The 26,346-nt window shown below is 69.4% G+C and carries 4 protein-coding genes; 1 reads left to right on the top strand and 3 read right to left on the bottom strand.

Features of this window, described 5'->3' with window-relative positions; translation table 11 throughout:
• Positions 1 to 20: 20 nt before the first annotated feature.
• Both WME83_RS41690 and WME83_RS41685 read right to left on the bottom strand, forming a co-directional pair.
• The gene (locus tag WME83_RS41690) at positions 21 to 620 is read right to left on the bottom strand and encodes a hypothetical protein (RefSeq protein WP_437315273.1); all 600 of its coding nucleotides are present in this window, start codon (positions 618 to 620) and stop codon (positions 21 to 23) included.
• Between the two features lie 74 nt (positions 621 to 694).
• The gene (locus WME83_RS41685; protein WP_437315272.1) at positions 695 to 1,579 is read right to left on the bottom strand and encodes an SDR family oxidoreductase; all 885 of its coding nucleotides are present in this window, start codon (positions 1,577 to 1,579) and stop codon (positions 695 to 697) included.
• A gap of 72 nt (positions 1,580 to 1,651) precedes the next feature.
• Here WME83_RS41685 and WME83_RS41680 point away from each other — a divergent pair, with 72 nt between their 5' ends.
• Positions 1,652 to 2,455, top strand: coding sequence for a helix-turn-helix transcriptional regulator (locus WME83_RS41680; RefSeq protein WP_437315271.1), 804 nt, complete (start codon positions 1,652 to 1,654; stop codon positions 2,453 to 2,455).
• On the opposite strand, the gene WME83_RS41675 is transcribed toward WME83_RS41680, so the two are convergent.
• Positions 2,452 to 26,304 (bottom strand): hypothetical protein, encoded by a 23,853-nt coding sequence (locus WME83_RS41675; protein WP_437315270.1) that lies wholly within the window; start codon positions 26,302 to 26,304, stop codon positions 2,452 to 2,454. The genes WME83_RS41680 and WME83_RS41675 overlap by 4 nt on opposite strands.
• Positions 26,305 to 26,346 lie beyond the last annotated feature (42 nt).

The following is a 26,346-nucleotide window of genomic DNA, read 5'->3' as shown; positions in this document are numbered from 1 at the left end:
CGTGACATGGTCCGGAGAGGCTAGGACGGCGGGGCGTCGGGATTCATCACCACCTGGTACCGACGTCCCGTGGACAGCACGCTCGGATCGATGCCCTCCTCGAGCGGTACGCGCGTCTGCGTGAGCTGGTGGCCGGGTAAGCAGCATGCGAGGGTGAAGGCCGCGTCCCAGCGCAGCCGATCGAGCACCCTGTCCATGTGCACGTGGGCGTGGACGAATGTCACGAACACCGGCATCGGGGGCAGGGCATTGAGCTGATCCGCGACGTCGTCGATGCTGGCCTTGTGCCACGAAAGGCGCCGGACCCCGAAGCGATCGCGCCACGCCTCCACCTGGGCTACGTTGAGCAGCGGATCGACGCTGATGTTGTCCGCCTCGCTCTTCAGCGAAAAGAGGGCCCCGGTCCTCGCGTGGGCCCCATCCCCGACGTGAATGACGCGACATGGGCGGCCCTTGGTCAAGAGGGGCCGGAGATGACAGAGGGCAGAGTAGCTCTCGGTCATCTCCTTGGCGGGCCTGGTCGCTTTTGCGAACAAGGGCCACAGCGCTTCGAAGGAGTTCCTTCGCATCAGCCGGTCCAGGTAGTCGCTGTTCGGAGGCTGCGCGTCGGTGCTGGCCATGGAGGCTGCTTGTAGCAGAGCTGCCGCGATCCGCACGGAACCAGGACGACCCTCGAGGCTCGCGCGCGCCTCTTTCAGAAGTAGTGAGCGCGCATGTCGTCGAGCAGGCCGGGCTGCTCCGGCTTCCAGCCGAGCAGCTCTCGCGTCGCCTTACTCGAGGCCCGGTTATCGAGCCCGACGACCATCGACATCCATCCGAAGTGAGCGCCTGCCTCCGAGGCCGGCACGCTCTTCGTCGGCACACCGGCGCCTTTGCCGATCGTCTCGGCGACGGCGCGCATCGTGATGCCTTCCTCGGCCGTGCCGTGCAACACGGACCCCGGCGGCGCGCTCTCGACGGCGAGCCGGTACAACCGCGCCGCATCGTCGCGATGCACCGCGGGCCAGTGATGATTGCCATCGTCGATGTAACCAGCGGCCTTCTTCTCGCGCGCGATGTTGATCAGCATTGTGATGAAGCCCTTGTCGCCGGCGCCGTGCACCGTCGGAGCCAGCCGGATGACGCTGCCACGGACGCCGCGCTTCGCAGCGTCGACCACGAGGCGTTCGGCCTGCAGCCGGATCGCGAGCGGCGAGCTCGCCGGCGACTCGTCCGCCTCGAACGCGACCTTGCCAGGCTTCGAAACCAACAGCGTGCCGTTCGTGCCGACGAAGGCCTTGTTCGTGCCCGCCATCGCATCGAGCATCGCGCCGATCGCGTCGCGATCGATCTGGCACATCTTTGGGAAGTCCGAGAAGTCCAGGTGAAACGCCAGGTGGATGGTCGCATCGGTCGCGCGGACGCCCTCGACGAGGCTCTTCGGGTCCCTGATGTCGCCGCGGTAAACCTCCACGCCCTGCGCCTTCAACTTGTCGGCGCCCGCGTCGCTGTGCGCCATGCCGAGGACGCTGTGGCCGGCCCCGCGCAGCTCCTTCAGCACCGCCGTGCCGATCCAGCCGGTCGCGCCGGTGACGAACACTCGAATTGACTTGGTCATACGAGGACCGTACGCTCGGATCGCTCGTCCGAAAAGACGGGCAGCTATACTGGTATGGCGGCTACCACCCTCCCCACGTTCCTGCGCGACCGCCGCGAGCGCGTCCGGCCCACGACCACCGCGCGCCGACGCACCCCCGGATTGCGCCGCGAGGAGGTCGCCGCCCGGGCCGGTGTGAGCGTGACCTGGTACACGTGGCTCGAACAAGGTCGCGGCGGCGTGCCGTCGGACGACGTGCTCGAGCGCCTCGCCCGCGCCCTCGAGCTCGACGACGCGAATCGCGAGATGCTGTTCCTGCTCGCGCACGGCCGTCCGCCGCCGCGCAAGCCCGCGCCGCCCGCGGCGGTCACGCCGTCGCTCCAGCTCGTGCTCGACAACCTCTCCGTCCCCGCCTTCGTGAAGACGCCGACGTCCCAGATCGTCGCGTGGAATCGCGCGTCGGTCGCGGTGCTCGGCGATTACGCGGCGGTGCCGGAGCGCGACCGCAACTTGCTGCGCCGGGTCTTTCAACCGGGCTCAGAAGACAAGGTGCACCACGTCGAAGACGTTCGCCGTACCTGTCTCGCGTCGTTCCGCGTCGACATCGCGCGCGCTGGCCCATCCGACGAGGCGACGGCGCTGATCGACGAACTGATGGAGACGAGCCCCGACTTTCGCCGCCTGTGGGACCAGGGTGAGGTCCGGTCGCACGGCGGGTTCCAGAAACGACTCGTCCGCCCCGAGGTCGGCGAGATCGTGCTCGAGTCGTCGGTGTTCCGCGTCGAAGGCAGCGACGGCCTCTCGATGTTCGTGTTCTCACCCGTGGACGAGGCGAGCGCGCGCGGCGTCGCGCTCCTGGTCCGACGGTCCGGAACCTAACGCACGCACGTGCAGGTGGAGTGCTCGGAATCGGGCGAGTCCTTGCCTTGCTCGCCGGCCCTGTCGACGACCTTCGCGTCCATGCCGAGCTGCTGCAAGAGCTCGGTCACGAGCGCGATCGCCTCCTGCTTGTCGGCCTGCGTGCGCGGGGAGGACCACGCGCGGCTCTTCCCGACCAGCGTCCTCACCAGGGCGTCGATCGGCGCGGGGAGGGTCTCCGTGTCGAGAGCAGCCGGCGCGTCCGTCGCTCGCGGGGTCTCTTGGCCCTGGGTCGCTTCGGAGGCGCCGTTCCAGGGGCTGAACGAGCCGAGCCGATTGGCCGGATCCTCGCCCTCGGGCTCGGTAGCGCCGCTCGTCGCGGCGGAGCTGGACGGGGCGCTCGGGAGAGGCGCCCGCGCCGTACCGACGATCCGCGCGGCGCCGGCCTCGGCCGCCGCGTCCGGCCCGCGGGTCGCGTCGTCGACGCGCTCGAAGGTGAATAGGTAGCCGCGGTCCCTGCGCTCGGCGGCCGCGCGCGGGTCGGCGTCGGAGACCGTGCGGTCGTCGCGGACCTGCCATTGCCCCGTCGCCGCGTTGCGCGTCATCGCGGTGTAGTGCCCCGCGTCCCTCGTCGGCCCGTGGTGATTGACGACCACGTTCAGGCGGTACCAGCGGCCGTTGACGTCGAGCCACTCGGGGACGTCGATACGGCGCTCGTTCTCCCCGTCCCCGCGTTGCAGAGCGATCGTGATCGCCCGAGGCGTGTTGTTGGCCGAATCGACGAGGAGCTGCCTCGATGGACTGCCCCTCACCGCTCGGCCCTGGCGCACGGCGGCCACGTCGTCCATGGTGCTCGCGCCGAAATGGGCGTCGAGCGCCTGCTGCAGGGTGCGGCTGCCGTTGACCAGCGGGCTGAGCACGACGTCGGGCTGCGCCGAGTCCCATACGGGGTTGTCGTCGAGCGAGGTGCGATCTCCCAGCGTCTCACCCGTCTCGCGCAGCTCGACCCCCGTCCAGTCGGTGCGCTGCCGCTGGGCCAGGGTCACGCCCGCGGTGTCGAGGCTCGCCCTCTCGAAGAGGCGTCTGAAGAGGACCTCGCTGGGATCCTGCTGCGTCGTCCTGGACGACGCGCCGAGCACGCCGGTGTCGCGCAGCACGTCGTCGAGCGCCTGCATCCTCTCGGCCCCGACGAGCGTGCCGGCCCGGATCTGCTCGAGGATCGGGCGCACCGCGGCGCGGAGCCGGGGGCCTGCGGCGTCGAGGTCCTCGCCTTCGCGCGGCGCGAACAGATCGTAGTAGGCGTCGGTGTGCGCGAGCATCGTGAGGCCGGCCGACAGGAAGCAGCTGTTGCCGATGTTCTCGATGCCGGTGTTGCTCACCGGCGAACTCGGCGCCCCGGAGCGCGACGCGCTCGTCGCCGTTATGCCCGCCGGGGGCGTGGACGCCGCCGCAGGCGCGATGTCGCGGCGGTCGTGCGCATAGCTGGTGAGGAGGTGCGCCGTGCCGTCGGGCCTGACCCGCGCGATGGCCTTGTTGGCGCCGTGCCAGAGCACGACGTTCGTCGCGCCGGTCTCGTCGGTGCGCGCCTCGATGACGGTGGCGTTGCGGACCACATCGCGCGCGGCATCGAGGTAACGCCGCACGACGTCCGCCTGTGACGCGGCCGCCAGCTCCGCCGGGGTCAGGAAGTCGGCGGCGTGCTTCTTCGCGTGGTAGGCGGCGGTGCTCGCCGACTCGAAGCGCAGCTCGCTGGCCGCCGCCGCGAGCCTCTCCCGCAGCTCGTCCCCATCGGCGAGCGTGACGTCGCCCACGGCGCCGGCCTGCTGGGCCGCCTGCCGCTGCGCTTGCCAGAGGGCCTCGACGTCGGCGCCGGACAGGTTGTCCTGCATCGAGGCGATGTAGAACTCGAAGCGCTCGACGAACTCGTTATAGCTGCTGGCGCGCTCCAGCGCGAACGCGGCCGCCGGGCGGCGCAGATCCGGGCGCACTTCGCCGCTCACCAGGTCATAGAGCCGCAGCAGCGCGTCGTGCCGCATCTGGCCGCCCTCGGCGAAGATGCCGATCGATCTGGGGTCCTTGATGCCGCTGTCGCGGAGGAAGGGCTCGACCTGGTCCAGCTGCGGCTTGAAGCGCAGCCGCTCCTGGCCGCGATGCGAGCCGGACAGGTCGGCCGTGGCCTGGTCCCTGGGGGACCAGGGGATCCCGTTGTTCAGGTTCTGGACGAGCGTGAGCAGCTTGCCGAGCTGCCCGCGGCGATGGAGCTCTCGCAGCCGATCGCGGTGCAGCCTGACCTGCCCGCCGAGGTCGATCTGGTCGCCGATCGTCGTGAAATCGATCTCTGCGTCCGTGATGAGCCGCTCGGCGTCCGCGAGGAATTCGTCGCTCGTGCTGTCGAGCTCCTCGTCGAACCGCCACGGCTGCGGGCCGCGGTAGTAGTCGCCGTCGATCCGCGGGCGGCCCGGCTGGCCGGTGTCCGAGAACCCGTTCTTCTTCTTGTCCCACTTGGCCTTCCCGTCGCGGTCGCGCCAGCGGTAGACGTGGTAGTGCGGCGCGTTGTGGCCTGGCTGGTTGTGGTCGCTCAGGTCCACGTCGATGATGACGCGCTCCGCCGCTTGCCCCGGCCGCTGCGGCAGCAGGGCGTGGAAGCGGTATTGATAGATCCGGCCGGTCGCGACGTCGACCTTCATCTCCGGCGCGCCCAGCGGGTAATCCCTGGCGTCGTTGTCGGGGGTGTCGCGCCAGCGCGGCAGGATGTCGTGATCGTAGGCGAAGCTCTCGTCGTCGAAGCGGCCGGCCTTCTCGTCGGGGATGAGCCTGTGCATCGCGCCCCGGGGGAAGCCGAGCACCTCCATGGTCTCGAGCAGCTCATCCGGCGACTTCGCGCGCGTCTGGTGCAGGAACAGCGACTTGTCGCGGAGCGGCGCCTCGCGCTTCTTCATCGAATCGATGATGCTCTCGGCGTTGTCGCGCAAGGCATTGAGGATCTCGGGCTCGAGCACGTAGCCGCGCCTGTAGAACTTGAGCGCGCGGCCGAGGTTCCACGGCGCCTTGTGCAGGTGCTCGACGACGGCGCGCTGCCGCTCCTCGACGGTCGCGCCGGGGCCGGGGTCGGCGACGAAGCGCAGCCTGCCGAGGAGCTGATCCTCGATGCCGTCGAGCGGGTCGACCACGTAGCCATCCTTGTCGAGGTAGATGGCGTTCATCCGGAAGTCGCGCTTCTGCGCGTCGGCCATGACGTCGAACGGGCCCGGCGCGCTGGTGTCGTCGCCGGCCGTGATGTCCACCACGTGATCGCCGCCGCCGACCTGGAGCAGGCCCAGGTCGGGGATGGTGGTGACGGGGAGGGACGGGTATTCGCGGCGCAGGGCCTCCTCGAGCCGCGACATGGGCATGTTCGTCTTGAGGTCGACGTCCCTGGGCGCGATGCCGCTGAGGGCGTCGCGCACCGCGCCTCCGACGAAGTAGACGCCGAAGCCGGAGGTGCTGATGAGCGAGATCAGGTCGTGGACCCGCAGGGTGGATCCGACCGGGGTGTCGAGGAGCGACGCGCCGATGGGCTCGCTCCGGGCGGGCGCGGCGCCCTCGGGGGCGGGGGGCGCTTGCCTCCTCTGGGTGAGGATCGCATGGGCCTTGATTTCACGGCCCTGGACCTTCGGGCTGAAATAGGTGGTTCCCCCGGTCTTCTCCTCGACGAATTTGTCGAACGGCTTCTCGCGACGCTCCGCCGCGTCGATGCCGGCGAAATGGAGGAGCGGCGTCAGGATGCCGTTGTCGTTCGTGGCGAAATGGGGCACCGGGGGCGCGTCGCCGTCGCCGGCGCGCTCGGAGAAGAACGCGTCGGCGAGCATGCTGCGGTCGGCGCTGCCCTTCTTCTCCCCCACCGAGCCTCTCGTCAGCTGCTCGAACCCCTCGTCATATTGGGCCATGGCGCCGCGCCGACCGCGATCGACCCGGATGCCGTACCAGGGGAGCTTTCGCCCACCGGACGTGGTGAACGTGCTTCCGATGATGTCGTCGTGCTGGAACAGCTCTCCGATGTTGATGTTGGCGAGGCGCAGGTCCGTGATCCCGTGCTTGGTGATCAACGACTCCAGCTGATCGCGGATGTCCCTCCTGGCGGGCGACAGCTGGTCGCGCGGCGTCAAGAGGTCGGCGACCAGGTTGGAGTCGACCACCAGCGAGGTCGACGTGAGCGGCGGCGACAGCGCCGGGTCCGAGAGGCGCCCGGCGTGGCGGACCAGCTGCTCGATGATCCCGCGGGTGTTGGCGACCTTGCCCTTGTCCATGGCGCGCGCGAGCATGCCGGCGAACGCGCGCTCGCCGATCGATCGCTGGATGACGCCGAGCTCTTCGGTGGTGACCCAGCGTCCCTCCTTGGCCTTCTTGAGGATCGCGCGCGGCGTCTCCTCCTCGCCTCTCTGCGGGGGCGGAGGCGGCGGCTCGCGCAGGGCCGCGAGGTCGATGCCCTGCCTCTGCTCGAGCGCGTCGAGGGCGCCCAGCGCCTTGGCGACGTCGAAGGCGAGCCTGCGGTTCTCCGCGTTTCTGTAGCCATCGAGCACGCGCTTGAATGCCGCTTTCGGGTCCTTGCCCTCGGGGGAGCCCTTGATCCGGCTGTTCAGGAACCGCGCGAGCGCGGTCGAGCTTCCCTTCTCGGTCGCCAGGAGCCCGGTGAGCGCGCGCTTCACCGCGTCGTCATCGAAGCGCTCGACCAACCTTTTCTGCAGGTCCTCGTAGGGCGGCACACCCCAGATCCACTCGGGAACGGCCTCTTGCGCAGGATTCTCGCGCTTGGGCTTCTGGTTTCGCTTTTCGCGCTGCTCCGCCTTGCGCTTCTCGACGTCAGGCTCCAGGTCGATCTCCAGGCCGCCGAACGGGTTCTCCTCGCTCTCCGACTCATCGCCGCTATCGGACTCGTCGTCGCTCTCCGACTCTTCACTGTCGGACTCATCGTCGCTCTCTGACTCTTCACCGTCGGATTCATCGTCGCTCTCCGACTCGTCACTATCGGGCTCATCGTCGCTCTCCGGTTCCCCCTGGGGCGGGTTCGTGTCGACGGGCGCGTCGGGGGACCTCTCGGGGAGCTGCGGGGCGTTCGTCTTCGCGACGGCGGGAGGCGTCTCGCCGGTGGAATTGCCCTCCTCCTCGGCGTCGTTGTCTCGGCCGATCGCACGGAGGCCCTGATCCCGCTTGAGCGTGCGCACGACGACCTCGACGTGCGCTGCGAGCTGCCGCTGCAGCTCGTCCGGGGGCAGCTGGCGCACGCCGGGGTGGAACACCAGCCACGTCTCGACGACCTCCTCGGCGAGCCGCTTGGCGGCGGCCGTCTCGATGGGCAGGATATCGAGGATCTGCGGGAGGAGCCTCGCTCCGATGATGTCGTCGACGAGGAGCATCGCCTGGTTCAGGCGCTGCTGTGGGACGCTCTCCTGGAGGGCTTGGTACAGCCCTGGCGACATGCGCTGGACGGCCCCGGGATCGAGCCTCCCCGGCGCTGCGGCAGTCCCGCGAGCGGAACTGGCCCCGTCCTGCTTCGCGGGAGCTCCCGCGAGCAGGTCGGCCGTGTCCGCGCCCTCTCGTGCGGTCCCCGACGAGCCGCGCGACGCGAGGTGCGCCGGAGCCTCCTGCTCGACGGAGGCGCTGGGGTCCGGGGCGCGCGGCGGGGGGTAGGTTCCGAGGGTGATCACCTCGAAGAGCCTCGGCATGTCGGCCTTGGCCACCCGGATGGGGAACGACTGCCCCCACGTCTGGACGGGCACGATGAAGGCGTCGCCGTCGGCCGTGATCTCGCCGTCGAACGCGAAATGGTGCCGGCTCTCGGCTTCGCCCTTGCCGAGCGGCGAGAGGGTCGCGGGAGCCTGAGGCGCCGCGCCGCCGCCGTCGCGGTGCCGCTTCGCCGCTTCCCAGAGCGCCTTGCCGTTCGCGACGGTGGCCACGGCGAACCCGGATCGATCCGTGCGCCCGAGCGTCTCGTTGATGCGCGCGACGTCGCCCTCGGAGACGCCGCTCTCGACCACGACCTCCGCCCCGAGCGCGTCGCTCATGAGGGATGCGATGGAGTTCGCCGAGAGGAGCATATCGCCCTGCGCCGCCGCGACGCCGGGCTGCTTGGCGCGGTCGGTTCGCTTCCCGTGCTGCGCGACGGCGTCCTGTCCGAGGAGCTCGACCAGGCCTCGGGAGAGCAGGTGATCGAGGAGGTGGCGATCCAGCTGTTGCCGGTCCGTCGCTTTGGTCAGGCCGCCGCGCTTCGCCCCGGCCGTCTTGAGCCCGTTGACGAGCGGCCGCGTCGGAGCCGGGCCGAGGGCGCGCGGGATCTCTCCGGTCATCACGCGCCGGAGGATGTCGAGGTCTTCGCTGAGCACCGCCCTGTCCGCATTCGGCTGCGCGCCGAGCTCGCGGGCCCCGGGCGCCTGCGCGAGCCGGCCGAGCAGCCGGCCCGTGAACAGCGCGACGACGAGGTGCGAGGTGGTGGCGAGATCGCCCTTCAGCATCGTGTAGAGGGCGCTTGTGACGCCGCAGCTGCTGAAGGCGGATTGCGACAGCGACGCGGGGTTCTCGATGAGCTCGCGCAGCCTGTCCACGATCGCGCGGTCGACGTTCAGCGACGCGAGCAGGCCTGTCAGGCTGTTCGCGGCCTGTCGCCTGAGCCCGTCGTTCGCCGGGCCGGACCACGCGCGGCTCTGCTCGTCGAGCGCGCTGAGCAGCTCGTCGAGCGTTCTGTCTTGGCGCTGTGGGCTCGGCTCGACCTGCGCGCTGCCGGTGTGCGGCAGCGGATCGACGGCCATGCTCTCGCCGTCCAACACGGGGTTATAGCCTGCCAGCACGTTCGCCGGCGTTCCGGTACGCTGCGCCGCGTCGCCCGGGTCATCCCCGGGCTCGTTGTCCGAGCGTTGCTGGGTGTCCTGGAGCTCTTGCGGCGGCTGTGTGCGGGGGCCGAGGAGCTCGTGGAGGGCGTCTTTCCCTCGTTGCGCGAGCTCTTGCTCGAAGCGCTCGGCGCGGTCCTTGAGGGTCTTTGCCCAGTCGCTCCCGAGCTTGCCGAGGTCGACGGTGCGTGCGTTCTTGGTGCTCGCGTCGCCGATCTTGTCCACCTTGAGGGCACCGACGCTGGTGACGGGGTTGGAGGTCTTCTCGGTGGAGCGCCAGTTGTGGACGTAGCCGACGGTGCTGGGCGCACCGGGGCCGGTGGTCTCCATGCCGATCTGGAGCGCGCCGGGCCTGTTCTTCTTGGGCGGCCGGTACCCGAGGAACATGTGGCCATGGGCGCCGTCGGGCAGGATGACGTCGCCGTTGAAGTCCTTGAGGCCGAGGCCGCCGACGGCGAGGTTGATGCCGTAAAGCTCGGTGTCATCGAGCTTGGCGAGGAGGGCGGCGCCCTGGCCGCCTTGCTCCTTGAGCTTGCCCCCTTCGAACGAGGTGTGGTGGGTGCCGACGAAGCGCTTGAACACGCCGGCGGTGGGCTTGCCGTTCTTGTCGGTGATGCCGAGGTGCTCCATGAGCGCGTAGGGAGCGCTGCCGGCGGGGATCTGGACGTTGACGCGGCCGCCGTGGGACAGGAGCTTGGCGACGGGCACGTCGTCTACGGGGACATAGCTCTTGGAGGCGCCGTCGTAGATCTCTGCGCCTTCCTGGAGCAGGTGGAAGATGTTCTTCAGCACCTTGAGCGACTGGCCGTGCCGTTTGACGACCTCGTCCTTCGAGAGCTCCTTGGCCTTGGTGAAGGTGAGGGTGTTGAGGAGCGACTTGGGCGCGAGGACGGCGCCCTTGTTGATGGCCTCGGTCGCCGCTTCGTTGGGCTCGGTGTACTCGAGGGTCTTGGACCATTCCTCGACGATGCTTCGGTCGATGAGCCGCTTGAGCTCCTCTCGCCTGGCCGGGTCGGTCGTGTGCCTCGCCTCCATGGACAGGGCCGCCGCCGCGGGCGGGGTGCCCTCGAAGCGCTTGCCGGCCTCGCCGCTCTTCATCTTGCGCGAGACGTAGCTGGCGAGCACGAGCTTGCTCCCGTCGTGGAGCTTCTCGAAGCCGCGGAACTGCTCGGGGTTCTGGCTCGGGTCGCCCGACAGGTACTGCTCGACCTGCTCGTGCGTGAGCAGGCCCGAGGCGTTGAGCCAGGTCTGGCCCTGAGGGGTGGAGGAGAGCTGCTCGAAGGCGCTCCACTCGGCATCGCTGAGCAGCGGCCCCCTGGGGAAGCGGCCTCCGAGCTGCTCCTTGGCCGTCGTGGGATCGGGGGGAAAGCCGCTGCTGCTCATCGGGCCCTGGATCGCGGAGAGGGCGTGCTTGGCCCGCTCGCGGCTCCTCATGCCGGTGTCGGTGCGCCAGATGGTGTTCTTGACGGCCTTGTCGACGATCCAGGTCACCTCCTCGACGGGGGTGGCGGTCTCCGGATCCGGCGCTCTCTCCGACGGCGGCTCCGGCGCTTCCTCGATCTCGTCGAGCTGCGCTTGCGGGTCGGCTGCCTTATCTCCGGTATTCGAAGCGGGGTTGTACCCGCCCAGCATGTCCGCCGGATCATCACCGGGCTCATTCTCCGGGCGTTGCTGGGTGTCCTGGAGCTCTTGCGGCGGCTGGGTGCGGGGGCCGAGGAGCTCGTGGAGGGCGTCTTTCCCTCGTTGCTCGAGCTCTTGCTCGAAGCGCTCGGCGCGGTCCTTGAGGGTCTTTGCCCAGTCGCTCCCGAGCTTACCGAGGTCGACGGTGCGTGCGTTCTTGGTGCTCGCGTCGCCGATCTTGTCCACCTTGAGGGCACCGACGCTGGTGACGGGGTTGGAGGTCTTCTCGGTGGAGCGCCAGTTGTGGACGTAGCCGACGGTGCTGGGCGCACCGGGGCCGGTGGTCTCCATGCCGATCTGGAGCGCGCCGGGCCTGTTCTTCTTGGGCGGGCGATAGCCGAGGAACATATGGCCGTGGGCGCCGTCGGGCAGGATGACGTCGCCGTTGAAGTCTTTGAGACCGAGGCCGCCGACGGCGAGGTTGATGCCGTAAAGCTCGGTGTCGTCGAGCTTGGCGAGCAGGGCGGCGCCCTGGCCGCCTTGCTCCTTGAGCTTGCCCCCTTCGAACGAGGTGTGGTGGGTGCCGACGAAGCGCTTGAACACGCCGGCCGTCGGCTTGCCGTTCTTGTCGGTGATGCCGAGGTGCTCCAGGAGCGCGTAGGGAGCGCTTCCGGCGGGGATCTGGACGTTGACGCGGCCGCCGTGGGACAGGAGCTTGGCGACGGGCACGTTGTCCACCGGGACATAGCTCTTGGAGGAGCCGTCGTAGATCTCGGCACCTTCCTGGAGCAGGTGGAAGATGTTCTTGAGCACCTTGAGCGACTGCCCGTGTCGCTTGACGACCTCGTCCTTCGAGAGCACCTTGGCCTTGGTGAAGGTGACGGTGTTGAGGAGCGACTTGGGCGCGAGGACGGCGCCCTTGTTGATGGCCTCGGTCGCCGCGTCGTTGGGCTCGGTGTACTCGAAGGTCTTGGACCACTCCTCCACGATGCTTCGGTCGATGAGGCTCTTGAGCTCTTCTCGCCTGGCCGGGTCGGTCGTGTGCCTCGCCTCCATGGACAGGGCCGCCGCCGCGGGCGGGGTGCCCTCGAAGCGCTTGCCGGCCTCGCCGCTCTTCATCTGGCGCGAGACGTAGCTGGCGAGCACGAGCTTGCTGCCGTCGTGGAGCTTCTCGAAGCCGCGGAACTGCTCGGGGTTCTGGCTCGGGTCGCCCGACAGGTACTGCTCGACCTGCTCGTGCGTGAGCAGGCCCGAGGCGTTGAGCCAGGTCTGGCCCTGGGGGGTGGAGGAGAGCTGCTCGAAGGCGCTCCACTCGGCATCGCTGAGCAGCGGCCCCCTGGGGAAGCGGCCTCCGAGCTGCTCCTTGGCCGTCGTGGGATCGGGGGGAAAGCCGCTGCTGCTCATCGGGCCTTGGATCGCGGAGAGGGCGTGCTTGGCCCGCTCGCGGCTCCTCATGCCGGTGTCGGTGCGCCAGATGGTGTTCTTGACGGCCTTGTCGACGATCCAGGTCACCTCCTCGACGGGGGTGGCGGTCTCCGGATCCGGCGCTCTCTCCGACGGCGGCTCCGGCTCTTCCTCGATCTCGTCGAGCTGCGCTTGCTGGTCGGCTGCCGCATCCCCGCTGCTCGAAGCGGGGTTGTACCCTGCCTTCACATCCGCCAGAGTTTGCTCTTGGGAGGAGGCGGTCGGAGACGGCGCTCGCGACGGGAGAGCGGTGCCGTAGGTGATCGCCGCCAAGACCTTCGGCATGTCCTCCTTGTTCACCCGTACGGGGAAGGTGCGTCCCCAGGACTGGAGCGGCACGAGGAAGGAGTCACCCAGGTCCTTGATCTCCCCGTTGATCGGGGCATGGTGGGGCACGATCGTCGCGGGCTCGCCGAGCCGCGCGACGTACACGGGGGCGTTCGGAGCCGTGGAGCTCGCCTCATGCGCCTCCGCTGCGCTCCAGAGCGCCTCGCCGTCCATCACCGTGGCGATCGCAAACCCTGCCTGGTCCGCCTGCTGAAGGGCGTCATTGACGCGCGTGACGTCGTAGCCCCCGGGGGAGCTCTTGGTCATGACGGTGGCGTTCGCTCCGAGCGCCGCGTTGAAGATGCTCGAGACCGAGTTCGCCGAGGCCAGCAGGTCGCCCTGCGCCGCGGCGACGCTGGGTTGATGGGCGTGGTCGGTCTGCTGCTCGAGCTTCGCGAGGGCGCCGGGGCCGAGCATCTCGACGAGGCCGCGGGCGAGCAGATGGTCGAGGAGATGGCGCTCCACCGCCGCTCGGTCCGTGGCCTCCTTCAGGCTGTCGCCCTTGGCCTTGGCGGTCCGGAGGCCGTTGACGAGCGGCCTGGTAGGCGCCGGGCCGAGCGCTTGCGGGACATCTCCTGTCATCACGCGCCGGATGAGGTCCAGGCTGTCGCTGAGCGGCCCCTTGCCAGAGCCCTGCGGTTGGAAGGGGGCGGCCCCGGTGGACTCCGCGAACTTGCCGAGCAGCTTGCCCGTGAAGATCGCCGCGACCAGATGGGAGGTGGTGGCGAGATCGTCCTTCAGCGTCGGGTAGAGGATGCTGGTGAGCGCGCAGTTGGTGAAGGCAGACTGCGAGAGCGAGGCGGGGTTATCGATGAGCTCGCGCAGCCTGTCGATGACCGAGGGGTGCACGTTCTGTTGCTGGAGCAGCCCGGTCAGGAGCCGTTTGGCGTCCTTCTTGTTCTCGTCGGTGGCCGGTTGCGACCATGCGCGGCTCTGCTCGCCGAGCGAGCCGAGCAGCTGGTCGAGCGTTTTCCCTGGGTCCTGGGCGCTCGGCTCGACCTGGGCAGCTCCTCCGGCGGCGGTCGGCGCGGGGGAGGGGGCCGCGCCCGGCGCTGCGGCTCCGGCGAGCATATCGCCCGAGCCGCCCACGCCATCGTCCTGGAGCTCCTGAGGCGGCTGGGTGCGGGGGCCGAGGAGCTCGTGGAGGGCGTCTTTCCCTCGTTGCGCGAGCTCTTGCTCGAAGCGCTCGGCGCGGTCCTTGAGGGTCTTTGCCCAGTCGCTCCCGAGCTTGCCGAGGTCGACGGTGCGGGCGTTCTTGGTGCTCGCGTCGCCGATCTTGTCCACCTTGAGGGCACCGACGCTGGTGACGGGGTTGGAGGTCTTCTCGGTGGAGCGCCAGTTGTGGACGTAGCCGACGGTGCTGGGCGCACCGGGGCCGGTGGTCTCCATGCCGATCTGGAGCGCGCCGGGCCTGTTCTTCTTGGGCGGCCGGTACCCGAGGAACATGTGGCCATGGGCGCCGTCGGGCAGGATGACGTCGCCGTTGAAGTCCTTGAGGCCGAGGCCGCCGACGGCGAGGTTGATGCCGTAAAGCTCGGTGTCATCGAGCTTGGCGAGGAGGGCGGCGCCCTGGCCGCCTTGCTCCTTGAGCTTGCCCCCTTCGAACGAGGTGTGGTGGGTGCCGACGAAGCGCTTGAACACGCCGGCGGTGGGCTTGCCGTTCTTGTCGGTGATGCCGAGGTGCTCCATGAGCGCGTAGGGAGCGCTGCCGGCGGGGATCTGGACGTTGACGCGGCCGCCGTGGGACAGGAGCTTGGCGACGGGCACGTTGTCCACCGGGACATAGCTCTTGGAGGCGCCGTCGTAGATCTCTGCGCCTTCCTGGAGCAGGTGGAAGATGTTCTTGAGCACCTTGAGCGACTGGCCGTGTCGCTTGACGACCTCGTCCTTCGAGAGCTCCTTGCCCTTGGTGAAGGTGAGGGTGTTGAGGAGCGTCTTTGACGCGAGGACGGCGCCCTTGTTGATGGCCTCGGTCGCCGCGTCGTTGGGCTCGGTGTACTCGAGGGTCTTGGACCATTCCTCGACGATGCTTCGGTCGATGAGCCGCTTGAGCTCCTCTCGCCTGGCCGGGTCGGTCGTGTGCCTCGCCTCCATGGACAGGGCCGCCGCCGCGGGCGGGGTGCCCTCGAAGCGCTTGCCGGCCTCGCCGCTCTTCATCTGGCGCGAGACGTAGCTGGCGAGCACGAGCTTGCTGCCGTCGTGGAGCTTCTCGAAGCCGCGGAACTGCTCGGGGTTCTGGCTCGGGTCGCCCGACAGGTACTGCTCGACCTGCTCGTGCGTGAGCAGGCCCGAGGCGTTGAGCCAGGTCTGGCCCTGAGGGGTGGAGGAGAGCTGCTCGAAGGCGCTCCACTCGGCATCGCTGAGCAGCGGCCCCCTGGGGAAGCGGCCTCCGAGCTGCTCCTTGGCCGTCGTGGGATCGGGGGGAAAGCCGCTGCTGCTCATCGGGCCCTGGATCGCGGAGAGGGCGTGCTTGGCCCGCTCGCGGCTCCTCATGCCGGTGTCGGTGCGCCAGATGGTGTTCTTGACGGCCTTGTCGATGATCCAGGTCACCTCCTCGACGGGGGTGGCGGTCTCCGGATCCGGCGCTCTCTCCGACGGCGGCTCCGGCGCTTCCTCGATCTCGTCGAGCTGCGCTTGCGGGTCGGCCGCCTTATCTCCGGTATTCGAAGCGGGGTTGTACCCGCCCAGCATGTCCGCGGGGTCGCTGGTCTGGCCATCTCCGAGGTTGTTCGAGCCGGTGGTGATGGCGCTCGAGCCCGCTGCGGGCGGCTGGTTGCCGGCGCTCTGCGCGATGTTCCGGCGGATGCGTTCCCATGTGTCCCGCCCCTGGTTGATCAGGCCCGGGAGCTCGTTCGCGAAGAAGTCGCGCACCTCCTGGGTCAGCCGCGCCTTCGGCGCGGGGTTGGGGTCGTAGTAGGACGCATACGTCTCGGCGAACCACTCGGCGGGCGTGGAGAACTGGTAGTTGGAGACGGCGTTGTTGCGGGCGTCTTGGCGGTAGCTGACCCAGTTGTTGTACTGGTCGACGTGATAGATGCGGCCGTCGACGGCCAGCTTCGAGGCCCCCCCGTCGTCCAGCGTCCAGGGCTGGGCCATGGCGAACTTGACGGTGGCAACGGCCTTGTCGAGCTTCGTCTTCAGGTCTGGGTCGCCGGAGGCGACCTCCGCGGGAAAGCTCTCCAGGGGCGCCATGTCCTCGCGCCGCGCAGCGGGATCGAGGACGGAGGTGAAGCGCTGGAGCAGGGAGAATCCGTCGGTCTGGTGCGCCGCCTCCGCGTCGGTGATGCCCGCCTTGGCGAAGATGGCGCGGGCGACCTGCTCGGTGTCCCGCGTGTCGGAGTGGACCTTCCAGCCGCCGAACCGGTCATCGCCGGCGTGGCTCGCCTTCCAGTCGATCAGCTTGTCGACGGAGTGGGCGACCTCGTGGCGCATGGTCCACTTGATCAGGTTGCCATTGGCGAGCACGTCGGACACGCCGCCCATGACGTGGCGGTCTTCGGTGATGCCGAGCGCCTTGTCCTGCTCCTTGTCGACGCCCTCGTAGTCCCGGATGGCGCCGCGATCCATCCGCTTTCGCTGCCAGTTCCAGCGCCGGTTGAGCCGGCTGTAGATGAAGGTGCGGACCTTCGGGGGATTGACGATGTTGATGGTGTCGGTGAGCTCGTCGTACGCGCTCGCCGCTTCCTTCGAGGAGAGGTCTCGGATGATCTTCCGCAGCGTCGGGCTGCCGGTGATGTGCTCGGGCGGCAGATCACCGAGCGCCTTCTCGATATGATCGAGCATCTTGTGCGAGAAGTGCGCGTCGGTGGCGGCGTCGTCCGGTCCGATCTGCAGCGCGTACTGGTCCGCCAGCGCCTGCTCGCGATCCGCTGCCCCCTCGTTGCGGCGCATCCCGGCGTACCCGTGTCCGCCGGTGCCGAGCTTCTTGCCGAGCCACCCCACGTTGGTGGGCGCTCGCGACGGCTGCTCCGTCCCCGGGTCCGCGGTCGCGGAGGCTGCGGCGGAGCTCTCCGCGCCGGCCGCGGGCGGCCTGACCGGCGCCTGCATGCCCGAGGTGATGGCGGTGGCCGGGTTCCCGCTGCGCCGCGCGGGCGGCTGCGAGGTCGTCTCTGGCTGGGACTGGCCGGGCTCCGCCGGCGCTTTCCCTCGATCGCCTTGCTCACCGGCCGGATCACGTCGCTCGTCGCCCTGCGGGGCTTGCTCGGCGCCTCCCGACCCGTCCTGCAGCGCCTGAGGCGGCTGTGTGCGGGGGCCGAGGAGCTCGTGGAGGGCGTCTTTCCCTCGTTGCTTCAGCTCTTGCTCGAACCTGTCGGCGCGGTCCTTGAGGGTCTTTGCCCAGTCGCTGCCGAGCTTGCCGAGGTCGACGGTGCGGGCGTTCTTGGTGCTCTCGTCGCCGATCTTGTCCTGCTTGAGGCCGCCGACGCTGGAGATGGGGTTGGCGGTCTTCTCGGTGGAGCGCGAGTTGTGGACGTAGCCGACGGTGCTGGGGGCGTTCGGGCCGGTGGTCTCCATGCCGATCTGGAGCGCGCCGGGCCTGTTCTTCTTGGGCGGGCGATAGCCGAGGAACATGTGGCCGTGGGCGCCGTCGGGCAGGATGACGTCGCCGTTGAAGTCCTTGAGGCCGAGGCCGCCGACGGCGAGGTTGATGCCGTAAAGCTCGGTGTCGTCGAGCTTGGCGAGCAGGGCGGCGCCGTGGCCGCCCTGCTCCTTGAGCGTGCCTCCTTCGAACGAGGTGTGGTGGGTGCCGATGAAGCGCTTGAACACGCCGGCGGTGGGCTTGCCGTTCTTGTTGGTGATGCCGAGGTGCTCCATGAGCGCGTAGGGAGCGCTGCCGGCGGGGATCTGGACGTTGACGCGGCCGCCGTGGGACAGGAGCTTGGCGACGGGCACGTTGTCCACCGGGACATAGCTCTTGGAGGTGCCGTCGTAGATCTCGGCACCTTCCTGGAGCAGGTGGAAGATGTTCTTGAGGACCTTGAGCGACTGCCCGTGTCGCTTGACGACCTCGTCCTTCGAGAGCTCCTTGCCCTTGGTGAAGGTCAGGGTGTTGAGGAGCGTCTTTGGCGCGAGCACGGCGCCCTTGTTGATGGCCTCGGTCGCGGCGTCGTTGGGCTTGGTGTACTCGAAGGTCTTCGACCATTCCTCCACGATACCCTGGTCGATAAGCCTCTTGAGCTCCTCTCGCCTGGCCGGGTCGGTCGTGTGCCTGGCCTCCATGGACAGGGCCGCCGCCGCGGGCGGGGTGCCCTCGAAGCGCTTGCCGGCCTCGCCGCCGTTCATCTGGCGCGAGACGTAGCTGGCGAGCACGAGCTTGCTCGCGTTGTGGAGCTTCTCGAAGCCGCGGAACTGCTCGGGGTTTTGGCTCAGGTCGCCCGACAAGTACTGCTCGACCTGCTCGTGCGTGAGCAGGCCCGAGGCGTTGAGCCAGGTCTGGCCCTGGGGGGTGGAGGAGAGCTGCTCGAAGGCGCTCCACTCGGCGTCGCTGAGCAGCGGCCCGCTGGGGAAGCGGCCTCCGAGCTGCTCCTTGGCCGTCGTGGGATCGGGGGGGAAGCCGCTGCTGCTCAGCGGGCCTTGGATTGCGGACAGACCGTGCTTGGCCCGCTCACGGCTCCTCATGCCGGTGTCGGTGCGCCAGATGGTGTTCTTGACGGCCTTGTCGACGATCCAGGTCACCTCCTCGACCGGGGTGGCGGTCTCCGGATCCGGCGCTCTCTCCGACGGCGGCTCAGGGGCTTCCTCGATCGCGTCGAGCTGCGCTTGCGGGTCGGCTGCCCTGTCCCCGGCGTTCGAAGCGGGGTTGTTCCCGGCGAGCGTGTTCGCCGGGGCATCCCGGGGTGGAACTCGAGGCGCGCTGTCCCGCGACGCCTCCCGGGGCTTGCCCGGGTCGTCGCTCGCGGCAGGGTTGTGGCCGCTGGTGATGGCGCTCGCTGCGCTCCCCGCGGGCGGCTGGTTCCCGGTGCTCTGCTCGGCGTTCCGGGTGTTCTCGTTGATGCGTTGCCATCGCTCGCGCCCACGGTTGACGAGGTCCGGGAGCTCGTTCTTGAAGAAGTCGAGCACCTCCTGGGTCAGCCGCGCCTTCGGCGCGGGGTCGGGGTCGTAGTAGGACGCGTAGGTCTCGGCGAACCACTCCGCGGGCGTGGAGAACTGGTAGTTGGAGACGGCGTTGTTGCGGGCGTCGGCGTTATAGCTGACCCAGTTGTCGTACTGGTCGACGTGGTAGATACGGCCGTCGACCTCCAGCTCCGGGGCTCCGCCGTCGACCAGGGTCCAGGGCTGAGCCATGGCGATCTTGACGGTGCGGACCACCTTGTCGAGCTTGTTCTTCAGGCCTGCATCCTCGGGGGCGGCCTCCGCGGGAAACTCCTCCAGGGGAGCCATGTCCTCGCGCCGCGAGGGCGGATGGAGGAAGGAGGCGAAGGCCTTGAGCAGGGAGACCCCGTCGGTCTCGCTGTTCGCCTCGTCGTCGGTGATGCCCGCCTTGTCGAAGATGGCGCGGGCGACCTGCTCGGTGTCCCGCGTGTCGGAGTGCACCTTCCAGCCGCCGAACCGGTCTTCGCCGGCGAGGCTCCTCCAGTCGACAAGCTTGTCGATGGAGTGGGCGATCTCGTGGCGCATCGTCCACTTGATCAGGTTGCCGTTGGCGAGCGCGTCGGACACGCCGCCCATGACCTGGCGGCGTCCGGTGATGCCGAGCGCCTTGTCCTGGTCCTTGCTGATGCCGTCGTAGTCCGCCTTGGCGCCGCGATCCATGAGGTACCGCTGCCAGCCCACGCCCCGGTTGAGCCGGCTGTACAGCCAGCTGGGCACCTCGATGTTCTTGAGCTTGGGATTGACGATGTTGATGGTGTCGGTGAGCTCGTCGTACTCGCTCGCCGATCGCTCCGAGGAGAGGTCGCGGATGATGGCCCGCAGCGTCGGATTGCCGGTGACGTGATCCGGCGGCAGCTCGCCGAGGATCTTCTCGATGCGGTCGAGCATCTTGTGCGAGAAGTGCTTGCCGGCGGCGCCCTCGCCCGGGCCGATCTGGAGCTCGTACTGGTCCGCCAGCGCCTGCTCGCGCTCCGCTGCCCCCTTGTTGGAGAACAGCCCGCCGAGCCCGCGTCCTCCGGTGCCGAGCGGGTCGCCGCCCCCCGTGGTGAGCTTGCTCCACGCGCTGCTCTCCGGCGCCTGGTCGCCGGTCGCGTCGTTCGCAGCCGGCGCTTGCGACGGGAGATAGGTTCCGTAGGTGAAGACCGGGAAGAGCGACGGCAGGACGTCCTTCTTCACCTTGATGGAGAAGCGCTTCTGCCAGGTGTCCAGCGGGACGACGTAATGGTCGCCGTCCTCGGTGATCTTGCCGTCGATGATGACCTGGTGCGGGCTCGACGTGCTGCTCGTGACCGCCTCGTCGAACGGCTCGGCCGTGGTGGGATCCTTCGCGAACTGCGCCGCGCGTTCGACGAGCCCCTTGCCGTCGAGGAACGTGGCCAGGGCGAACGGCGCCTGCTCGGGCTTCGCGAGCGCGTCGTTGATGCGGCGTACGTCGTAATCGTCCTCGGCCACCATGGTCTGGGCGTCGCCGCCGAGGATCGAGGTGAAGAGCGTCACCAGCGAATCGGCCGAGAGCTGCAGATCGCCGCGCTTCTTGGACGGGCCTGTGGCGCCCTTGTCCCGCGTGGGCGCCTTGTCGAGGTAGCCGGGGATGACGCCGGCGGTGTAGTCGGCGTCGGCCTGGTACTGGTCGGGGGCGAGCGTACTCAGCATCTTGCCCATGCCCCGGGCCAGGAGGTAATCGAGGACGTGCTTGTCGGACCAGGCGCGCCCCTTGCTCTTGACGTCGTAGCGCTTGGCCCCGGCCTTCTTGACGCCGTTCCGGAGCAGCTTGTTGCCGATGGGGGCGCCCTTCAGCGGGAACTCGCCGCGGATGACGCTTTGGATGGGATCGTCGGGCGTCTGGAAGCGCGTCGTCGTGCTGTCTTCGCCCTGCTTGTCGAGCGAGAAGTCGGCGATCTGCTTGCCCTCCCGATCGAAGAGCTTGCCGGTGAACTCGGCCGCGACCACGCGCGCGAAGCCGGCCAGGTCGGACGTGAGCTGCGTGCGGAGCACGCTTTGCAGCGTGCAGATGGCGAACTGGTCGTGGGAGAGGGAGTCGGGGTCGTCGATGAGCTCCGCGAGCCTGTCGACGAGCGACCTGTCCACGCCCTGAGAGCGCATGAGGTCGCCAAGGAGCTTCTTGGCGTCCTGCTTGTCCGCGGCGGTGGCCGGATGCGACCAGGTCTTGCTGGCGTCGACGAGCGTCTGCAAGGCGGCCTGGGTGTTGCCCAGGCTCTCGCGCGCGCCGTCGGTCTCCCGGGCCGCGCCGTCCTGGGAGGCGCCCGAGGCGTCACGAGGTGAGCTGGCCTGGGAGCCGCTCGTGGCGTCGCGGGGCGGGCTGGTCTGGGAGCCGCCGGTGGCGCCGCGAGGTGAGCTGTCTTGGGAGCCGCCCGTAGTGTCGCGGGGCGAGCTCGCCGCGCTCGAATCGCCGGAAGGAGCTCCGGTCGTGATGTCCCCGGAAAAGCCCGCGGTGATCGCGCTGGGGCTCGCCGCGCCGGGGTTCGCCGAGCTCCCCGCGGGCGGCTGGTTCCCGGCGCTCTGCTCGGCGTTCCGGGTGTTCTCGTTGATGCGTTGCCATCGCTCGCGCCCACTGTTGACGAGGTCCGAGAGCTCGTTGTCGAAGAAGTCGCGCACCGCCTGGGTCAGCTGCGCCTTCGGCGCGGGGTTCGGGTCGTAGTTGGCCGCGTAGGTCTCGGCGAACCACTCGGCGGGCGTGGAGAACTGGTAGTTGGAGACGGCGTTGTTGCGGGCGTCGGCGTTATAGCTGACCCAGTTGTTGTACTGGTCGACGTGGTAGATACGGCCGTCGACCTCCAGCTTCGAGGCCCCGCCGTCGTCCAGCGTCCAGGGTTGGGCCATGGCGATCTTGACGGTGTCGACGGCCTTGTCGAGCTTCTTCTTCAGGTCAGGATTCTCGGAGGCGATCTCCGCGGGAAACTCCTCCAGGGGAGCCATGTCCTCGCGCCGCGAGGGCGGATGGAGGAAGGAGGCGAAGATCTTGAGCAGGGAGACCCCGTCGGTCTCGCTGTTCGCCTCGTCGTCGGTGATGCCCGCCTTGTCGAGGATGGCGCGGGCGACCTGCTCGGTGTCCCGCGTGTCGGAGTGCACCTTCCAGCCGCCGAACCGGTCTTCGCCGGCGAGGCTCCTCCAGTCGACAAGCTTGTCGATGGAGTGGGCGACCTCGTGGCGCATGGTCCACTTGAGCAGGTTGCCGTTGGCGAGCACGTCGGACACGCCGCCCATGACGTGGCGCTTGTCGGTGATGCCGAGCGCCTTGTCCTGCTCCTTGTCGACGCCCTCGTAGTCGCGGATGGCGCCGCGATCCATCCGCTTTCGCTGCCAGCCCCAGCGCCGGTTGAGCCGGCTGTAGATGAAGGTGGGGACCTTCGGGGGATTGACGATGTTGATGGTGTCGGTGAGCTCGTCGTACGCGCTCGCCGCTTCCTCCGAGGAGAGGTCGCGGATGATCTTCCGCAGCGTCGGGCTGCCCGTGATGTGCTCGGGCGGCAGGTCACCGAGGGCCTTCTCGATGTGGTCGAGCATCTTGTGCGAGAAGTGCGTGCCGTCGGCGCCGTCGTCGTCCGGTCCGATCTGCAGCGCGTACTGGTCCGCCAGCGCCTGCTCGCGATCCGCTGCCCCCTTGTTGGAGACCATCCCGCCGAGCCCGTGCCCTCCGGTGCCGAGCTTCTTGCCGAGCCACCCCACGTTGGTGGGCGCGGGCGGCGGGAGCGGCGCCTGCATCCCCGAGGTGATGGCCGTCGGCTTGACGGTGCGCGGCGCGGGCGGCGGCGAGGTTGTCTCTGGCCGGGGCTGACCAGGTCTCTCCGGCGCCTTCCCAGGAGCGCTCTGCGTCGCTCCAGCTTCCGGGCGAGGGCTTGAGGCCTCCGGCGTCTTGGCCGTCCTCTGCGCCGGCGCGTCACCGGGCATCTCGCGGGGCGCCTTGCCCTTGGGGGCCTGCTCGGTCCCGCGCTGCCGCTGATCCGAGCCGCCCTGCCCGGGGTCCTCTGCGCCCCGCTTCGGGTCGGACGCTGCGTCCCCCGGCGGATCGCGGCGATCGCCGCCCCGCGAACCTCGCTCGGACCGATCCGACCCGTCGTCGGACGACTCGTCGGATGACTCGTCGGGAGACCCGTCAGAAGCCTCGTCGGGGGCGCGCGCCGCGGTCTCCTCGGTGTCCTGCGGCGGAAGTTCGCGCGGGCCGACGAGATTCTTGATCGCCTCTGTCGGGTTTTCCGCCACGTCATGCGCGAACTGGTCCGCTCGGCCCTGGAGGACCCCTCTCCAATCGGCCCCGAGCTTGCCCAGGTTCACGGTGCGGGCGTTCTTGCCCTTCTCGTCGCCGATCTTGTCCTGCTTGAGGCCGCCGACGCTGGAGATGGGGTTGGCGGTCTTCTCGGTGGAGCGCCAGTTGTGGACGTAGCCGACGGTGCTCGGCGCGCCCGGGCCGGTGGTCTCGAGGCCGATCTGGAGCGCGCCAGACCTGTCCGGCTTGGGCGGGCGGTAGCCGATGAACAGGTGGCCGTGAGCGCCGTCGGGCAGGATGACGTCGCCGTTGAAGTCCTTGAGGCCGAGCCCGCCGATGGTGGGGTTCATGCCGTAGAGCTCGGTGTCGTCGAACTTGGACTTCACCATGGCGCCGCGTCCGCCCTCCTCCTTGAATTTGCCGTTGCGGAGCGAGACGTGATGCGTCCCGTAGTCGCGCTTGAACACGCCGGTCCTGGGATTGCCGTGCTCGTCGGTGATGCCGAGGAACTCTGTCAGCGCGTAGGGCGGGCTGCCCGCGGGGACCTGGATGTTGACGCGGCCGCCGTGCGACAGGAGCTTGGCGACCGGCACGTCCCGGAGCGGGACATGGCTCTTCGAGCCGGCGTCGTAGATCTCGGCGCCGGCCTGGAGCAGGTGGAAGGTGTTCTTGAGCACCTCGTTCGCCTGCCGGTGCCGGGCGAGGGCCTCGTCCTTCGGGAGCGACTTGGGCTCTGCGCGCGTCAAGGTGTCCTTGAGCGTCTTCGGAGCCAGCACGGCGCCCCGGTCCATGGCCGTGTTCGCGGCGTCGTTGGGCTCCGTATGCTCGAACGTCTTGGCCCATTCCTTGGCGATGCCCTGATCGATCTGCTTCTTGAGCTCGTCCCGCCTCGCCGGGTCGGTCGTGTGCCTCGCCTCCATGGACAGGGCCACCGCCGCCGGAGGCGTGCCCTCGAAGCGCTTGCCGTCGTCGCCGCTGTTGCGCGAGACGTAGCTGGCGAGCACGACTTTGCTCGGCTTGTGGAGCTTGTGGAAGCCGCGGAACTTCTCGGTGTTGCCGTTCGACAGGTACTCCTCGATCTGGTCGTGCGGGAGCATGCCCGAGGCTTTGAGCCAGGTCTGTCCCTCCGGGGTCGAGGAGAGCTCCTTGAAGGCGTCCCACTCGGCATCGCTGAACAGCCGTCCCTTGGGAAAGCGCTTCCCGATCTTCTTCTTCGCGTCCGCGGGATCGGTGGGGAAGCCGCCGTGGGTCAGCGGGCCGGCGAGCTTCGGGAGGGCTTGCTTTGCCTCTCGGCGGCTTCGTCGCCCGGTGGCAGTCCTCCACTTGCTAATCTTGACGGCATTGGCCGCGATCCACGTCACCTCGCCGTCTTGCGGTGGGGCAGTCGTGGTGGACGAGCTTCCCGGCTGCGCTCCCGGGCGATCGCGCCCCGGCTCTTGGGAGCCCTGTCCCGCGGGCCGTGACGTCGAGGTCGAGGCGCCGGTGGACGTGCCCTGCGCGGCGGGAGCGGGCTTTTGCGTGGGGGTGCTCTTGCCGCCGGTATCGCCGGGCTTGGGGGAGGGCTGAGCGGACGTGTTGTCCTTGGCGGCGACCTCCTTCGGTGGCGCCTTGGGGGACGTCTCGCCGGGCTTGGGGGTCGTGCCTCCCTGCGCCGTCGCGGGCTTGCCCTGCGCGGGGGAAGCGGGCTGTTGCGTGGGGGTGCTCTTGCCGCCGGTATCGCCGGGCTTGGGGGAGGGCTGAGCTGACGTGTTGTCCTTGGCGGTGATCTCCTTCGGCGGCGCGGTTGGGGACGTCTCGCCGGGCTTGGGGGTCGTGCCTCCCTGCGCCGTCGCGGGCTTGCCCTGCGCGGGGGAAGCGGGCTGTTGCGTGGGGGTGCTCTTGCCGCCGGTATCGCCGGGCTTGGGGGAGGGCTGAGCGGACGTGTTGTCCTTGGCGGTGACCTCCTTCGGTGGCGCGGTTGGGGACGTCTCGGCGGCCTTCGGGGGCGTGCCTCCCTGCGCCGTCGCGGGCTTGCCCTGCGCGGGGGAAGCGGGCTGTTGCGTGGGGGTGCTCTTGCCGCCGGTATCGCCGGGTTTGGGGGAGGGCTGAGCTGACGTGTTGTCCTTGGCGGCGACCTCCTTCGGTGGCGCCTTGGGGGACGTCTCGCCGGGCTTGGGGGACGTGCCCCCCTGCGCCGTCGCGGGCTTGCCCTGCGCGGGGGAAGTGGGCTGTTGCGTGGGGGTGCTCTTGCTGCCGGTATCGCCGGGTTTGGGGGAGGGCTGAGCGGACGTGTTGTCCTTGGCGGCGACGTCCTTCGGCGGCGCGGTTGGGGACGTCTCGCCGGGCTTGGGGGACGTGCCCCCCTGCGCCGTCGCGGGCTTGCCCTGCGCGGGGGAAGCGGGCTGTTGCGTGGGGGTGCTCTTGCCGCCGGTATCGCCGGGTTTGGGGGAGGGCTGAGCGGACGTGTTGTCCTTGGCGGCGACGTCCTTCGGCGGCGCGGTTGGGGACGTCTCGCCGGGCTTGGGGGACGTGCCCCCCTGCGCCGTCGCGGGCTTGCCCTGCGCGGGGGAAGCGGGCTGTTGCGTGGGGGTGCTCTTGCCGCCGGTATCGCCGGGTTTGGGGGAGGGCTGAGCTGACGTGTTGTCCTTGGCGGCGACGTCCTTCGGCGGCGCGGTTGGGGACGTCTCGCCGGGCTTGGGGGTCGTGCCTCCCTGCGCCGTCGCGGGCTTGCCCTGCGCGGGGGAAGCGGGCTGTTGCGTGGGGGTGCTCTTCCCGCCGGTATCGCCGGCCTTGGGGGAGGGCTGAGCGGACGTGTTGTCCTTGGCGGTGATCTCCTTCGGCGGCGCGGTTGGGGACGTCTCGGCGGCCTTCGGGGGCGTGCCTCCCTGCGCCGTCGCGGGCTTGCCCTGCGCGGGGGAAGCGGGCTGTTGCGTGGGGGTGCTCTTGCCGCCGGCATCGCCGGCCTTGGGGGGCGTGCCTCCCTGCGTCGTTGCGCTGGTGTTCCCCTGGGGAGCATTGCCCGGGAGCTGCGATGATGGGTTCGTGGGGGGCGTGGAGCCCTGGGGAAGGCCGCCGCCGGAAGGCGAGGATTGAGGCCTGGCCGGGGTCTGGATGGGCTGAGACGGGGTGGTCGTATTGCCGAGATTCTGAGGCTGCGGGTTGGGACGTGGCGCGGCGTCCTGGGGAATGCCGCCGCCGGAAGGCGCGGATCGAGGCCTGACCGGGAGCTGCGGGCTTCCAGCGGTGACAGGGGGCGTCCTGGAGCCGGGGAGCGCAGGGGACTGCGACCCGCCGCTGCCCGGCATCGCGCTCGGGTTCGGAGGGACGTTGACCGGAGAGGGCGGCCT

The sequence above is a fragment of the Sorangium sp. So ce385 genome, assembly GCF_051474135.1.
Lineage (GTDB): Bacteria > Myxococcota_A > Polyangia > Polyangiales > Polyangiaceae > Sorangium > Sorangium cellulosum_D.
Note: the sequence above shows the minus strand (reverse complement) of the source record. Positions and strands in the feature narration are given on the sequence as shown.